This window comes from Sorangium sp. So ce726 (assembly GCF_051521405.1).
Lineage (GTDB): Bacteria > Myxococcota_A > Polyangia > Polyangiales > Polyangiaceae > Sorangium.
The window spans coordinates 6,708,865-6,723,531 of sequence record NZ_CP150349.1; the positions used below are offsets into that span (position 1 = coordinate 6,708,865).

General features: G+C 70.9%; 18 protein-coding genes. 5 read left to right on the top strand and 13 right to left on the bottom strand.

Translation table 11 applies throughout. From position 1 onward, the window contains the following. Positions 1-34: 34 nt before the first annotated feature. Both WME79_RS24935 and WME79_RS24940 read left to right on the top strand, forming a co-directional pair. Entirely contained in the window at positions 35-664 is a 630-nt protein-coding gene (locus WME79_RS24935) for a hypothetical protein (RefSeq protein WP_437539675.1), read from the top strand. A gap of 4 nt (positions 665-668) precedes the next feature. Continuing rightward, complete coding sequence (locus tag WME79_RS24940; RefSeq protein WP_437539677.1) at positions 669-2,405, top strand: serine/threonine protein kinase; 1,737 nt, start codon at positions 669-671, stop codon at positions 2,403-2,405. Between the two features lie 15 nt (positions 2,406-2,420). On the opposite strand, the gene xerD is transcribed toward WME79_RS24940, so the two are convergent. Next, positions 2,421-3,311 (bottom strand): site-specific tyrosine recombinase XerD, encoded by an 891-nt coding sequence (xerD, locus tag WME79_RS24945; RefSeq protein WP_437539679.1) that lies wholly within the window; start codon positions 3,309-3,311, stop codon positions 2,421-2,423. A gap of 158 nt (positions 3,312-3,469) precedes the next feature. Here xerD and WME79_RS24950 point away from each other — a divergent pair, with 158 nt between their 5' ends. The 3 genes from WME79_RS24950 (at position 3,470) to rpmB (ending at position 5,969) form a co-directional block, all read left to right on the top strand. Further along, entirely contained in the window at positions 3,470-4,333 is an 864-nt protein-coding gene (locus WME79_RS24950) for an N-formylglutamate amidohydrolase (protein WP_437539681.1), read from the top strand. 13 nt (positions 4,334-4,346) lie between these two features. Then, a complete protein-coding gene (locus WME79_RS24955) occupies positions 4,347-5,429 on the top strand; it encodes a hypothetical protein (protein WP_437539683.1) in 1,083 nt (360 codons plus the stop codon). A gap of 315 nt (positions 5,430-5,744) precedes the next feature. Then, positions 5,745-5,969, top strand: coding sequence for a 50S ribosomal protein L28 (gene rpmB / locus WME79_RS24960; RefSeq protein WP_012237062.1), 225 nt, complete (start codon positions 5,745-5,747; stop codon positions 5,967-5,969). Here the strand turns inward: rpmB and WME79_RS24965 are convergent. The 12 genes from WME79_RS24965 to WME79_RS25020 form a co-directional block, all read right to left on the bottom strand. Next, positions 5,966-6,550: an IS630 family transposase gene (locus WME79_RS24965; RefSeq protein ID WP_437521138.1), complete on the bottom strand. Its 585-nt coding sequence runs from the start codon at positions 6,548-6,550 to the stop codon at positions 5,966-5,968. The two genes, rpmB and WME79_RS24965, sit on opposite strands and share 4 nt — an antisense overlap. After that, the gene (locus tag WME79_RS24970) at positions 6,547-6,933 is read right to left on the bottom strand and encodes a helix-turn-helix domain-containing protein (RefSeq protein WP_437521135.1); all 387 of its coding nucleotides are present in this window, start codon (positions 6,931-6,933) and stop codon (positions 6,547-6,549) included. Before WME79_RS24970 ends, WME79_RS24965 begins: the two co-directional genes overlap by 4 nt. Positions 6,934-7,313: 380 nt before the next feature. Beyond that, positions 7,314-8,363 (bottom strand): hypothetical protein, encoded by a 1,050-nt coding sequence (locus tag WME79_RS24975; RefSeq protein ID WP_437539685.1) that lies wholly within the window; start codon positions 8,361-8,363, stop codon positions 7,314-7,316. Further along, positions 8,360-9,085, bottom strand: coding sequence for a DUF72 domain-containing protein (locus tag WME79_RS24980; RefSeq protein ID WP_437539687.1), 726 nt, complete (start codon positions 9,083-9,085; stop codon positions 8,360-8,362). Before WME79_RS24980 ends, WME79_RS24975 begins: the two co-directional genes overlap by 4 nt. Positions 9,086-9,174: 89 nt before the next feature. Next, the gene (locus tag WME79_RS24985; protein ID WP_437539689.1) at positions 9,175-10,122 is read right to left on the bottom strand and encodes a lysophospholipid acyltransferase family protein; all 948 of its coding nucleotides are present in this window, start codon (positions 10,120-10,122) and stop codon (positions 9,175-9,177) included. 72 nt (positions 10,123-10,194) lie between these two features. Further along, positions 10,195-11,376 carry a tRNA epoxyqueuosine(34) reductase QueG gene (queG, locus tag WME79_RS24990; RefSeq protein ID WP_437539691.1) on the bottom strand — a complete coding sequence of 394 codons (1,182 nt, stop codon included), beginning with the start codon at positions 11,374-11,376 and terminating at the stop codon, positions 10,195-10,197. A gap of 51 nt (positions 11,377-11,427) precedes the next feature. Next, the gene (locus WME79_RS24995; RefSeq protein WP_437539693.1) at positions 11,428-12,003 is read right to left on the bottom strand and encodes an RNA methyltransferase; all 576 of its coding nucleotides are present in this window, start codon (positions 12,001-12,003) and stop codon (positions 11,428-11,430) included. Then, positions 12,000-12,794 carry a tRNA (guanosine(37)-N1)-methyltransferase TrmD gene (trmD, locus tag WME79_RS25000; protein WP_437539695.1) on the bottom strand — a complete coding sequence of 265 codons (795 nt, stop codon included), beginning with the start codon at positions 12,792-12,794 and terminating at the stop codon, positions 12,000-12,002. The genes WME79_RS24995 and trmD overlap by 4 nt, the downstream gene beginning before the upstream one ends. Before the next feature lie 40 nt (positions 12,795-12,834). Then, positions 12,835-13,347 (bottom strand): ribosome maturation factor RimM, encoded by a 513-nt coding sequence (rimM, locus tag WME79_RS25005; protein ID WP_437539697.1) that lies wholly within the window; start codon positions 13,345-13,347, stop codon positions 12,835-12,837. A gap of 12 nt (positions 13,348-13,359) precedes the next feature. Beyond that, a complete protein-coding gene (locus tag WME79_RS25010) occupies positions 13,360-13,611 on the bottom strand; it encodes a KH domain-containing protein (protein ID WP_012237070.1) in 252 nt (83 codons plus the stop codon). 1 nt (position 13,612) lies between these two features. Next, entirely contained in the window at positions 13,613-13,879 is a 267-nt protein-coding gene (gene rpsP, locus WME79_RS25015) for a 30S ribosomal protein S16 (protein WP_437539699.1), read from the bottom strand. 403 nt (positions 13,880-14,282) lie between these two features. Beyond that, positions 14,283-14,465, bottom strand: coding sequence for a hypothetical protein (locus WME79_RS25020; RefSeq protein WP_157906850.1), 183 nt, complete (start codon positions 14,463-14,465; stop codon positions 14,283-14,285). Positions 14,466-14,667: the final 202 nt, after the last annotated feature.

The following is a 14,667-nucleotide window of genomic DNA, read 5'->3' on the forward strand; positions in this document are numbered from 1 at the left end:
CCTGCAACGCTCGGGCGCAATGTTCTTCCGACGATTGCCTACCCTAGCGCTGGGCGCTGCGGCGGCGCTCGCCGCGGCGTGCAGCTCGCCGCCTCCACCGCCACCCGTAGCGCCGCCGCCGACCGTGACCGCGGCGCCTCCGCCTCCGCCTCCCCCTGCTCCGAAGCCGTGCAAGGCGCTCGATGAGCAGTGCCAGGCAGAGGCGTCGACCCGGGCGAAGATCGCCCAGAGCTCGCTCGTGTTCACGCCCGCGAAGGGCTGGACCTACGCCCAGGCGGAGAGCGCCACGATCGCGCAGGCCGCGGACGAGGGCCCGGCCTTCGCGACGGCGCAGATCGACGCGGGCGAAGGCAAGCAGGCGATCGAGAAGCGCGACGCCGCGCTCGAGGCGCTGGCGCGCGAGATCAACGTGACCTTGCCGAAGAAGAAGGTGAACTGGAAGAAGCCCGACGACATCAAGGACGTCGCCGGGCGGAAGATCGGCCTGTGGCAGAAGGAAGGCGCGACCCGCGGGGCCAGGAAAGGCCCGCTGCTGATCTTCGGCGACACCGGGAAGGACGGGGAGATCGTGCTGGGGCTCGGCTTCGTCCCCGAGGACGACAACTCCGGCGCCGACGAGACCATCCTGCAATCGATCGAGTCGATCTCGGTGGCGGCGGAGTGATCTCGTGACGGCACCGAACGTCGCGCCTGGCAGCGTCATCGCCGGGAGGTTCTCGGTCCGCTCGCTCCTCGGCTACGGGGGCGCGACGGCCACCTTCCGCGCGGTGACGGCGCAAGCGCGCGACGTCGCTCTCAAGCTGTACTCGCCGGTCGTCGGCCAGCGCGCGGACGCGATGCAGCACCTCCAGCGGTACGTGGCCGAGACGAACAGGCTGCCGCCAGAGCTCGCCGCGCACATCCTCGAGGCCGGCTACGACCCGACGACGGCCGCGCCCTTCACGGTGACGGACATGATCCCGTTCCCGTCGCTCGCCGAGCTCGTGCGTCGCCGGCCGATGGGCTTCGAGGAGGTCGGCTCGATGCTCCGCTCTCTCGCGGCGGTGCTCGACGCGGCCCACGCCCGCGAGGTCCCCCACCACGGCCTCAAGCCGACGAACCTGTTCATCGACCCGAGCGCGCCGGGCAGCATGAAGCTCAGCGACTTCGGGCCGTCCCTTGCGCGGAGCATGCTGCCGACGCAGGAGGGGTACGTCCTCTCCGCGCCGTGGCTAGCGCCCGAGCAGCTTCAGCCGGGCGGCCAGGCGGGGGCCGCCGCCGACATCTTCTCCGCTGCGCTGGTCTCCTTCTTCGCGCTCACGGGCCGCTCGTACTGGCGTTCCTGCCAGGGTCAGGTGGACGTTCAGGGCTGGCAGCGCGAGATCATGGCGCCGCGCCTCGCCGCGTCCGTGCGGGCCGCGGAGCTCGGCGTCCCGCTGAGCCCTGTGCTCGACGGCGCCTTCGCGCGCGCGCTGGCGCACGATCCGCGCGAGCGCTTCCGCTCCGCGAGCGAGCTCGCGGCCATGCTCAGCGGCTTCTCGGCGGCCGCGATCGAGGTGGGCTCGACGCTCGCCCTGTCCCCTTCGGTGAACGAGGCGGTCGCTCCTGCGCCGCCGGCCGTTGCCGTCACCGCGGGGAGCGCGCCCGCGCCCTTGCCGCCCGGCGACGCCACGCAGCTGGTGCCCTCGCCGTTTTCACCCTCGCCGCAGCCGTCACACGCGCCGTTTTCGCCCTCGCCGCCGCTGGCGCCCTCGCCGCAGCCTTCTGCCGAGGCCCCCGCCGGACAAGCGCCGTCGCTATCAGCCCAGAGCCCGACAGCATCCCGTCGAAGCGGCATCCCCGCGCTGACGGCGGTCAGCACCGCGCCCCGGTCGCCGTGGGGCAAGGCGGCCTCCCTGATGGTGGGCATCGTTGCGGTGCTGCTCGTCGGGGGCACGGCCGCCGCGTGGTACGTCCTGGACCGCAAGGACAAGGCGCAGCCGAGCCCCAGCGCCTCGACCAGCGCTTCCGCGGCGGCTCCCCCCGCGCTGTCGGCCGAGCCCGCTCCGCCTGAGCCAGCCCACAGCGCGCCGGCCGCCGATGCCGGGACCCCGAGCGCCGAGCCCCCGATCGACGCCGGCGCCTCGACCGACGCCGGCGTGGCGACCGACGCGACGGTGAAGATCTCGTGCAAGCCCGTCGCCTGCGAGGAGATCACCATCGACGGCAAGGTGACTCAGGCCCCGGAGGTCGAGCTCGGGCTCACCCCTGGGGTTCACAAGGTGAGCGTCAAGCGAACCGGCTACTTCCCGCGGAGCATGAGCGTGGTCGTCAAGGCCGGAACGCCGCTCGTGCAAGAGTTCCAGCTCACCGAGATCCCCCCGGCTCAGCCAGCGGGGCAGGCGGCGAGCAAGCCTTGCGGCAAATTCCTCAAACGCTGCAAATAGCCATCTTGCGCGCGCTCACGCGCGAGGGTGCGCCCGACGGTACGCGGCGCGCACGTGATCGTCGGCGAGGTGCGTGTAGATCTCGGTCGTCACGACGTTCGCATGACCGAGGAGCGCCTGGACGCTCCGGAGATCCGCGCCCCCCTCGAGCAGGTGCGTCGCGAACGAGTGGCGGAGCTTGTGCGGCGAGCTCGGCTTGGCGATGCCCACGGCGCGCGCATATCCGCCGAGGAGCTTCCACACCGCCTGCCTGGTGAGCGCCCCGCCGCGCGGCGAGAGGAACAGCACCTGGGTCGCCGCGCTGCGCGGGTGCGTGGCGCGAAGCTCCAGGTAGGCGTCGATTGCGGCGAGCGCCGGCTCGCCGAGCGGCACGAGCCGCCGCTTCCCCCCCTTGCCGAACGCCATCACGATCCCTTTGCGCCGGTCGATGTCCGCGAGCTTGAGGCGCACCACCTCGCTGACGCGCAGACCGGCCGCGTACATCACGTGGAGCATCGCGCGATCGCGCAGCCCCTTGAACGTCCCCTGCTCGGGCGCCTCGATGAGGAGCGCGATCTCGTCAAACGAGAGCACCTTGGGCAGCCGCCGCCCGACCCTGGGTCGCTCGACCAGCGCGCACGGATCCCGCTCGATGCGGCGCTCGCGGAGCAGGAAGCGGATGAACCCGCGGACCGCGGAGAGATGGCGCGCCGCCGAGCTGGCGCTGATGCCTGCCTGGCCGAGCGCGACCAGGTAGGTGCCGATCAGCGCCTGGTCGAGCCCGTCGACGGTCGTGATCCCGCTCGCCTCTGCATGGGCGACGAGCTTGGCGAGATCATGGCCGTACGCCTCGAGCGTCAGCGGCGCCAGAGCCCGCTCGACGCGAAGGTGATCCAGGTAGGCGTCCACCCAGGTCGCGAGGTCCACGGCCAACGGTACTTCGAAAGCGGCGAAGCGCGCCAGAAAGCCGGGCTGGAGCGAATCGGCCCAGAACGCCCCGAACGGCAATACGTCTTCCTCCCTTCCGGCGTTTCACCTCCCCGTCCTGGTTCCAGCCGGACGCGGAATGCGTCACAGTGGGCCCCGTGGTGTCAGCCTTCGAGGTCATCGAGCCCCGCGGAGCGGAAAGCCCGGTCCTCGTCGAGGTACCGCACGCGGGCGTCCACGTGGATCCCGAGTCGCTGTCCTGGACCATCGCACCGGCGCGCAGCATCGGGCGCGACGCGGACCTGTACGTCGACGCGCTCTTCCAGGACGCTCCGGCCGAGGGGGCGACGCTCCTGTTCTCCAGGATGAGCCGGCTGGTCGTCGACCTCAACCGGAGCGAGGCCGACTGCGACGGCGACGCGGTCGAGGGCGGCGGCCGGGTGCCCTACCCGCGGGGGCTCATCTGGCGCATGACCACGGACGGCGAGCCCATCCTTGCCGCCCGACTGCCGCGGCAGGAGCTGGAGCGCCGGCTCGACCGCTTCTACCGCCCCTATCACGGCGCACTCAGCGCGCTCCTCGCCCGGAAGCGCGAGCGCTTCGGCTTCGCGATCCTCCTCTGCGCGCACTCGATGCCGAGCCAGGGCCGCCGCGGCCACGCGGAGGCGGCGATCGGTCGGGCCGACATCGTCCCCGGCACGCGCGGGCGGACGACCGCCGCGAGCGCGGTGATCGACGCGGTCGATCAGCACGCGCGCGCCTGCGGCTTCTCCGTGCGCCATGATGACCCCTATAAAGGGGGCTTCAGCACCGCGCACTACGGCCAACCGCACCGTGCCGTCCACGCCGTGCAAATCGAGATTGCACGCCGGCTGTACATGGACGAGCAATCCCTTGCCATGGATGGGCAAGGATTCCCTGCCGTGCGAGACTTCGGGCGCACCCTGGTCGCGCGGCTCACCTCAGCCGAGCTGCTCGGTCAGCTCCGCAGCAGCCCTCCCTTCGACGCCCGTGAGATCTGATCCAGCTCCATCAATGGAAAAGCCTTTCGGAGAGGCGAGCCGCGACCGCCCGCCAGCGAGCCGTCGCGCGATCGCCGAACGGGAAAAGGCAGCACCAGCCCAGCCGGAGGGCGCCACAGCCGGCGACAGCCCGGCCGACCGCGCCCAGGAAGGACCGGCTGCGGCGTCCATCAGCGTTGCTCCGGTCGATCGGCGCCACGAGTCGAACCCGGCCATCCCGATGGAGGTGGCGCCCCCGAGCACGCGTGAGCCCGTCACCAAGCCGCTGCTCGCGTCCGAAGCGCTCATGGAGGACCTGGCGCCGATGCGCCCAGCGCAGGACGCAGCGCGGATCTGGTGTGCTGCGGTGGGCGCCGGCTTCCTTCTGCTCGGCGGCCTGTCGATCGCTGGGCTCCGCCCGGACGGCGTTGTCGCGGGACCGCCAGCGTTTGTCCTGGGCATCGTCGCCCTGTTCACCGCGCTCACGTCGGTGAGCTACCGGCAACGCGCCGTCGCCATGGTGGTGCTCGGGGCGATCGCGACCGTCATCGGCCTCCAGAGCTCGGGGACCGCGGTCGGCTGGGGAACCGCCCGGGCCGTCGCGGCGATAGCGCTCCCGGCGGCGCTCGTCTTCCGGTCTCGCTACAGGGCCTACAGCGGCGCGCGGTGGCTGCTCGTCGCCGCCTTCCTCGTCACGCTCCCATCGTTCGGGCATGCGATAGGACAGCTGGCTCTGCACGATCCACACCTGGGCCATCTCGGTGCCTTGCTGGTGATCCTGGCGGTCCTGTCCAGCCTTACCGGGTTCATGGGCGCGGAGACGACGGGCGCCGGGTCGTTCCTTGCTGTCGCTGTGGTGCTCGCCTTCACGGCCGACCTGGTCGTCGGCAGGCTTGCCCTTCTCGACGTCTTCTCGCCCCGGGAGCTCGTCATCGTGCTCTCCGCGGGCCTTGCGTTCGCGGCGACGTCCGCCATCACGAGCCTCGGCCTGTTCCAGATCCTGGCCTGGCGCCTGGCTGCCGACGCCCGGCGTATCGATCTGCACTCACGCCGCCCCGAGAACGAGAAGGACGGGCGGGATCGGCGTCCGCCCTCGGGCGGCGAGTGGCTGACCTAGGCCGCGCGTCAGCCGGCGCGTAGGGCGTCGGGGACACGGAGGGGAGAGGCTCGTCCGGGTCGGGTTGCGACCTGCTCTTCCCCGCATCCCCTCCTGCGTCCGGCCGGCGTCAGCGCGCGATCGACCTCGCCGATAGAGATTTCCGGCCCGCTGCAGCAATGAACCCCCCGGAGGACGCTTGACATGTCCCCCGGCTTCCTTCACTTTCCCGCGCTCCCGAGCCCCCCTGCTCCCCCGCGCAGGGCGTGCGCCCGGCCAGCTAGTTCGATTCACGGTCGGGGCACCGACGCAGGGCCCCTTCCAACCGAGGACGTCATGGCGAAGAGCGACATCACTGGGAAGCGGAAGCTTCTGGCGCAGAATGTCTCCCACTCCAACATCAAGACGAAGCGCTGGCAGCTCGTGAACATCCAGACCCGGCGCGTCTGGGTCCCCGAGCTCAACCGCTTCGTGAAGCTCAACCTCACGACGCGCGACATCCGCACGATCGACAAGATCGGCGTTGTCGCTTACGCGAAGCGCTACGGCGTCGCGCTCTAGAGCGGGGAGCAGGTCCGAGGGATACAGTACCCGCAGTGGTTGAACCAGCCGCGAGCGTCCACCGGAGTGATCGCGCCGATCGCATGTCCCATCGACTTGTAGACGGCTGAGGGCGATCGAGGCGCATCCGCTCGGATCGACTCTTTGATCTTGGAACCACAATTCTCGACCGGAGAAAAGTCCGGGGAGTAGGGCGGCAGGTACATCAGCTTCGCGCCAGCACCTTCGATCGCTTCGCGAACGCCCCGCGTGCGGTGCGACCCGAGGTTGTCTGCGATGACGACTTGGCCTGGCCTCAGCGCCGGGACGAGCTGTCCCTCGACGTACGCGCGGAAGGCTACGCCGTCCGTCGTGCCTTCGAACGCGAAGGGAGCGACGGCACCATCGAGGGCCAGCCCGATCGTGAGCGTGATCGTGGGGTCGGTGTTGATCGGCACCGCACCGTGGGCACGGACTCCCCGTGGCGCCCATGCGTACCTCCGTGTCATACCCAGATTGGTCCCAAATTCGTCAATAAAAACCAGCTCTTGTGGATCGAGTCGAGCGAGCTTCTTCGCGAAGGCCTTGCGAGCCGCTGTCACACCTTCCGTGTCGCGCTCGGCTGCGTGGAGCGCTTTTTTTTCCGGGTGATGTTCAGCCGCCGCAACGCCCGGCCGACGGTATGGCGGCTGGCTACGATGTGATCACGGCGCGCGAGCTGGTCAGCCAAATCGTCCAGGGTCGCGTCGGAGGACGTCGCCACGAGCGACCTCAGGTCATCCAGGGCTTGCCCGTCGATCCTCGGTCGCGGCCCGTTGGCGCGAGGACGCGGCGCAACGCTGCCGGTCGTCCGGTAGAGCGTGAGATAGGACTGCACGGTTTTCGGTGCGACTTCGAACTGCTCGGCCAGGTCGCGTACCGATCCTGCCCCATTCTCGTACGCCTTGACGATGCGCTCTCGAAGGTCGAGTCCGCAGGGTCGCATCCTTGCTGCCCTCCCGCCATGGGGATGCAAGCAGCGTGCACCTCGGACCTGCTCCCCGCTCTAGGCCCAGCGTCAGCGCGGCGGCCTGAATATCGGCCGCCGCTTCGCGGCTGGCTACACGCCGCGCTCGGCTCTCCCCCTCTCGGGGTTCGCCTCCATCCATTCCCAGCCTCAGAAGTGCCGTGTGCGTCACAGCACGCGGCGCATGCAGCCGGCGCGAGCTGGCAGGCGTCGGCCGCAGCGCACGTTGCGCGGCGGCTCGCTGCGCCTCGCTGCAGCGTCAACGCGCCTCCACGGAGCCGATGGCCCGCGCCGCGTAGGCGAACGGAAGCCGGGTGGCCGACCGATCTCCGCTTCGGCCGACCGACGCCCGCTGCGCCTCACCCCTCTGCCGGCTGCGTCCCTGCCCCGGCCATGAAGCCGGCTGCGAGGTTGGCCGTGCGCGCGTCGCGCTCGTCACGCAGGACGGCGATGGCGGCGCTGGCGCCCTGCTGCGTGCGGACATCATGGAGGGCAGCCTCGAGCGAGGTGCCGCCGAGGAGCGCGGTGAGGACGTTCACCTCGATCGTGGGCTTGCCTGCCAGCGCGATCGCAGCCGCGAAGGCGCCGCGCTGGAGGATCCCGATCGGCGCGGCCGCGGGCAGGGGCGTGCCCGGGGCGAGGCGCGTGATCCCGCGGCGCACCGGGACGGCGTCGCGGCCGAGCACGATCTCGAGCTCGGGGACGGTGACGCCATCGTCGGTGCGCGTGTACGCGAGCGCTGCGACGGTGCCCCAGCCGTCGCAGGCGACGATGGCGTCCGTGGGTCGCGCCACATCCCCGACCGGCCACGGCGCCTGGAGCGCGGTCGCTCCCTCCGCGATCGTGGTCGACGCGGCTTCCACCTCGGCGGGTACCGCTTCAGCGAGGTCTTCGGCGGTCAGCGTCCCCCCTGCGACCGCCCCGCCGACGGCCAGCAGCGCCCGCTCCACATCGCGCGCCCGGAGCGCCACCGCGCCAAGCGAGCCGACCTCGCGGAGCAGCGCAGCGCGCCCGGCCGCGCCCGCGCGCTCGGCCGCGGCCACACCGGAGCGAACCAGCTCGCGGAGCCGCGCGCGTCCGAGGTAGCCGTGCAGCAGGACCAGCATGCCGAGCGAGCGCGGAACGGCGACGTGCGCGGCCTCCGGGACGCTCTGCCCGTCGACGAACCCGCGCGGCCGCGGCGCGCCGCGCCCAGGCTGGATCGCCCGTCCATCGAACGCCCTCGCGCCCACGCCGACGCCGGCCGCCAGCGCGACGGCGGGCGCGAGCAGCACGTCGGGCTGAGCGCCAGCTGCAGCGAAGAAGCCGGCGACGATCGCGTCGATCGCGCTGCCGGAGGACTCGAGCGTGGCCCGAGCGGCCGAAGCCGCAAAAGGATCGCTCGCGGTGGCTGCCGCGCCGCGGATCACTGCTCCTCGTCCTCGGCGACGAGGGTGCTGGGCATGGGCATGGTCGGCCTTACCACAGCCGACGCCGTCGAGCGATCGGGCGTGCGCGCGAGCGCCGCCGCGAGCAGCGACTTGATCTGCGGCGCGCGGTCTCCCTCGACGACCAGGAACACCTCACGCCGCCCGCGCAGACGCTCGGCGACCCGCTCGAGCGCGGCCGCTCCCATCGACGAGGAGCGCCCGAGCGCTCGCAGCCGTGTATAGACGATCGGCCCCGGCGGCGGCGCGTCGCGAGCCACGTCGAGCACCGGGATGACCTTCGCGGCGCGCGCGGTCGCGACGATGTCGTCGCGCTCCCAGATCCCGGAGGGCTCCCAACAGCGCACGACCCCTTCGGCGGGCAGGCGCTCGAAGAGCGCCGCGAGCTTCTTGCGGTTGCTCGCCGTCGGCCGGAGCGACGCCGGCGTCTGGAGCACGACGCACCGCGCCTCGAGCACGGCCGCCACCTCGAGCGAGGCCGAGAGCGCCTCGTCGAGCTCGCGCCCGTCGGCGAGCTCGCCGACCACGCGCGGCAGCACCACGCTGAAGACGAAGCCCGGCGGCACCGCCTTGCGCCATTTGCGCAGCGTCGTCACGCGAGGCAGCGACGTATCGAGCGGGCGGAGCTCGACCAGATCGAAGCGATCTTTGTACTTCTGGATATCCCCCTTGAGCGAGGGCAGTCCGACGAGGAGGCGGGCCATCAGCGCGGACTCTTAACCCAGCTTGCGCGCCGATGCAGCGCGTGCCCGACGGCGGCGCGATTTCTCATTTGGGGAGCAAAATCCTTGATTTATTCGAAGTGGAACCACTGCGTCGGGTTGTCCCGGAGGAAACGCTCCATCTCCGCCGTGATCTGCCGCGCTGCCACGTCGAGCTCGGACGATCCTGGCTTGCGGGGGAGCGAGATGGGCGGCGCGATGCAGATCTCGTACTCCATGAAGCCGGTCCGCCGCGTGAACACAGGGACGATCGGCGCGCCGCTGACCGCCGCGAGCTGAAGCGGGCCCTCCGGGACGCGCCAGGGCCGCCCAAAGAGCTCGACGTCGCGCCCGCGCATCCCGGACGGAAGTCGATCGATCTGGATGGCCACGACGCCCTGCCGCCTGAGGTGCGCGAGCAGCGGGAGCACCGCGAGCGGATCGTCGGCCACGTGCTGCATCCGGACCCCGACCCGATCTCGCGTACCGTCCTGGATGGCCTGCGCTCGCTGGTCGCGCTCGCGCTGCATCACGATGAGCACGTCGGCGGCGTGCACCGATCGCAGCAGCGGCGCGGCGGCCTGCCAGCCGCCGGTATGCGCCGTGACGACGATCACGCCGAGGCCCCGCCGGAACGCGTTCGTGAAGTGCTCGTCGTTCACGCACAGGCCGGTGAGCCGATCGGGCCGGCTGCTGCCCGCGATGAACGCGTCCGTGAGACAGCTAGCGAAGTTGATGAACACCCGGGCGACGTCGCGGTACTCGTCGAGCTTCCCTCGCTCGCCCAGCGCCAGCCGCAGGTTCCTGCGCACGGCCCTCCGCTGCTCCGGCAACACCGCCCCGACGACGAGCCCGAACAACGCAGGGCTGTGCCGGACGAGGAGGTCCGGGCCATAGGTCACCCCAGCGTCGACTGCCCGCCGCCAGAGGACGGAATCGTGCCGGCGTAGATCGTCGAGGAGCGCTCGGAGCCTGGAGGGGAGATCCACGTTGGTGCTCGTGCGCGCGGCGCCTTGCCGGCGGACACCGTAGCGGATCATCGGGCGCCCGCGAAGAGCGCCCGAGCACCGCCGCGCTTCCGCGCCGCGTTCGATCGCGGCGGGCAGCGCGCCTCAACCTGCACCGGGATCCTCGCTCGGTCCGTCAGGCCTCGATGCGCCCGGGCTCGCCGGCTCGCCGCCCCCTGCGTGGCTCATCCCCCACGCGGCGACGGCGCGCACCGAGGCGTCGTCATGGGCGAGCGCCGCGACGAGCGCGCGCTTCGCGCTCGCTGCTGCGGCGCCCTCTGCGCCGCTCGCCAGCCGGTTCGCAGCGACGATCGTCGCGTTCCGTGCGAGCCCGCCGCGTCGCGCGCGCCGGACCGGCGTCCCGACGGTCAGCGCGTCGAACGCTTGCTCGTCGAGCGACACGAGGTCATCGACGTCCCGCGCTTCCCATCGGGCCAGAGGATGGAACGGCGCGGTGCGCTCGAGGGGCGGGGGCGCGGTCTTGTTGAAGGGGCAGACCTCCTGGCAGACGTCGCAGCCGAAGAGATGCTCACCCATGCCGGACCGCAGCGCCTCGGCCGGCGCGTTCCTCTGTTCGATCGTCAGGTACGCAATGCAGCGCCGCGGATCGAGCACGAAGGGCGCGTCGAACGCTTGTGTCGGGCACGCGTCGAGGCAGCGCGTGCACGATCCGCAGCGCTCCGCGATGGGCACGTCGGGGACGAGATCCAGCGTGGTGACCACCTCGCCGAGCAGCTGGTAGCTCCCCTGCCCCGGCGTGATGATCAGCCCGTTCTTGCCGACGAAGCCGATGCCAGAGCGCGCCGCCCAGACGCGCTCCATCACCGGCTCGACGTCGCACAGCGGCCGCGCGAGCACGGATGGCGCGAGCGATCGGATGAACGCTGCGAGCCGCCGGAGCCGCCGCTTCAGGTGGTTGTGATAGTCCTGCCCGCGCGCGTACCGCGCGACGCTCTGCGCGAGCGTCGGGTCGCGCCGCTCGCTCTCCTTGGGCCGGGCATACCTTCGGCCGACGCACACGACCGAGCGTGCCCCTTCAAGGATCGCGCTCGTGTCCAGCCGGCGCCGCTGCTCCGCGTATTCCGCGAGGTAACCCATCTCCCCGTGCATGCCGCGCGCGACGAACTCCAGGTACCGTGCGTGCTCGACCCCGAGCGGCTCATCGGCGCGGGCGACGCCCACAACATCGAAGCCGAGCGCGAACGCCTGCTCGCGCACCAGCCGATCCGGCGTCGTTTGCGCCGCGCTCGCCTCCCCGGCGGGAGGATGGGCATCGCGCTCGCTCATCGCAGGAGGATGGACCGGAAGGGCGCGCGGCGGTGCTGGCGCCACGCGAGATCACCCCGCGTTCCGGTCGCCGAGCAGCCGATCGAGCGTGATCGCGCACGCCGCGCGCACGCTCAGGTGGTTGTAGCCCGTGCTCGCCTCCGCCCTGATCGGCTCGATCCGGACGTCGGCATCGGCGATGACCTCTGGCGCGAGGCCCCAGCCTGTGCCGAACAGGATCACCACCGGATCGCTCGCTTGCGCGAGGCGCGCGCGGGTCGCTGCGTAGCTCGTCACCGGGAGCCCTCGCGAGGCCGCCGCGGTCGTCCAGACCTCGACGCCGCCCCGGCCTGCGCTGCTCAGCGCGGAGTACACGTCGTCCAGGCTGGAGACCACGCTCAGCACATCGAGCGCGACCGCGCGATCCGGGATCCGGCGCTTGCCGGAGCCGATCACCCAGTGTTCCTTGATCCGCTCTGCCAACGCGCGCTGAGCGGCGACCGGATGAACGACGAAGAGCCGCTCGGCCCCGTACGTGCGCGCGCTCCGCGCCATGTCGTGCAGGTCGAGGTTCGTGATCGCCGTGGTCACCGTCTCCCCGGACCGGTCGAGCACGGGGTAGTGAACGAGCGCGAGCGCGAGCCTCATCGCCGCGCCTCGCCGCTCTCATCCGGGGGCGGCTCTCCCCCCCGCGCCTTGCGCCAGAGGTCGGGCCTGCGCTGAGCCGTGCGCAGCTCGGCCTCCGCTCGTCGCCAGCGCGCGATGGCCGCATGGTTTCCTTGCTGCAGCACATCGGGCACCTTGTGCCCACGGAACTCCACGGGACGGGTGTACTGCGGGTACTCCAGGAGCCCTGACAGCGCGGGGCTGTGCGACTCGTGCTCCGCCGACACAGCATTGCCGAGCACCCCTGGGAGCAGGCGCACGCACGCATCGATCACCGCCATCGCCGCAACCTCGCCGCCGGTCATCACGAAGTCGCCGAGCGAGATCTCCTCGTCGACGAACGCGCGCACCCGCTCGTCAAACCCCTCATAGCGACCGCAAACGAGCGCAACGGCAGGGCGCGCCGCGAGCTCGATGGCCTTCTCCTGACGGAAAGGCTGCCCCTGCGGCGTGAGCAGCACCCGGTGTGCGCGCGGCAGAGGCCCCGAGGACGCCGCCGCCTCGGCCCCGGGAGGCGCGCTCGACGCGTCGCCTTCGGCGGTGGCTTCGTCGAGCGCCTCCATGCAGCGGACGATGCAGTCGACGCGCATCACCATGCCGGAGCCGCCGCCGTAAGGCGTGTCATCCACGCTCCGGTGCCGACCGAGACCAAACTCGCGCGGGCTACGTGTCCGCACGGCAAGCGCCCCCGACGCGAGCGCGCGCCCGACCATGCCGATCGCCAGGAACCCCTCGAAGAGCTCCGGAAACAGGGTGACTACGTCGATGCGCATCAAACTTGCCGAGGCGGGCTCCCTTGCGTGGAACGGCGGCTCAGACCAGGCCTTCCAGCGTCGCCAGCTGGACGACCTGCCGCTCCGCGTCCACGCTGCTGACGAAGCTCTCGGTCAGCGGGATCTCGATGGAATCGGCGCCCTGCCTCTCCACGACGAGCACGTCGCAGGTCGGGTACGACTGGAGCGACCTCACGTGCCCGAGCAGGTCGCCGTCGGGCGTCATCACGCGCGCCCCCTCGACGTCGCAGGCGTAGAACTCGCCCTCGGAGAGCGGCGCGAACGCATCCCGCGGCACGCACACCGTCGCTCCGCGCAGGGCCTCGGCCGCGTCCCGATCGTCGATCCCGACGATCCGCACGAGCAGCGCCTTGTCGACGGGCCGCGTCGCGACGATCTTCGCGTCCCGCGCAGAGCCGTCGGGAAGGCGCAGCCTGATCGGAGGGCGCGTGAGGAGCAGGTCGGACGCCTCGTTGTAGAGACGCAGCCGCAGCTCCCCCTGGACGCCGTGCGGACGGGCGACCTCCGCGACGGGAACGTAGCGTCGCTCCACGTCGTGCTCGTCTCAGTCGAGGATGTCGAGGTGCGCGCGGCGCCCCGACTTGCTCGCGGCGGCGCTCAGCAACGTCCTGATCGACTGCGCAGTGCGCCCGTCCTTGCCGATCACCTTGCCGATATCCTCGCGAGCGACCGTCAGCTCGATCCGGGGGAAGCGGTCTCCCGCGACCTCGCGCACGACGACCCGGTCCGGCTGATCGACGAGCGCGCGTGCAACCAGCGCGACGAGATCGACCAGCGGAGACGTCGACGAGGCCATGCTACTTCGCGACGTCCACAGGAGCGGCCGCCTGGGCCAGCCCAGGGTGCTTCAGGAGCAGCGCCACCGTGTGCGTCGGCTGGGCGCCGTTCGAGATCCAGTGCCTCACGCGGGGAACATCGAGGCGGATCTCGGTCCTGCGCGGGTCGTACGTGCCCAGCCGCTCGATGAACCTGCCGCCGCGCGGGCTGCGCTGGTCGGCGACGACGATGCGGTAGAAGGGCGTCTTCTTGGTGCCCGCGCGGGCGAGGCGAATATGAACGGCCATCTGTAGAACCTCGATCGATATGGAAGAGCCCGTGCGCACGTTGTGCACGGCCTGCTCTGGAGGCGCCGGAGCGTAGCTCGTTCAGTGCTCGGCGCCAGAAGTGGGGGCGCAACCTAGGCGAAGATCCTGCCGGGGGTCAACCCCGCACAAGCAGGGCACGTCTGCAGCGGACAACTTCCGGACCACGGCGGCCCGCTCAAAGCCCCTCTCGCCCCGTCGCCAACCGTCCTCGCCGGACGAGCCTGGTGCAAGCGCGGAGCCGAGATCCGCGTGCCAGAACGGTCACTAATTTCGTGGAATTCGCGAGAAGAACGGGGAGTGTCTCGGAGGTACGTCGTCCAGGACACGTTGCTGGAGCAGAGCTTCCAGCGAGTTCACGCGGAAGCGCGTGCTACACGTGGCGTCAGCCCAGATCGAGGATGATGACACCCCGGTTGGGATCGTCCTCTTCCGAGTCCGGAAGACGACGAGGTGCAGGGTAGCGTTCGATCGGCAGCTCGAGGCGCGGTCGAATTTCTTCTCTTCTGGACCGATCCTTCTCTTCTTCGCGCTGCCGTATTTGCTCGATGATGAACGGAGGAAGCATCGACTAACCCCTCCACCTCGTAGAGTGCTCGGCTGAATTGGTGGAACGAGGTCTGCGAGAAAGCACCCCGCTCTTAGAAGCGAATCTAGCAATGTGGGATGGCGGGTCAAGGTTATCGGTCGGGCCGACAGTGGTATGTTCGCGGCGCTCATGACGCGGCACGGCGCGTGGTTTTCGCACGCATGCTTCTCAGGCTCAGGGT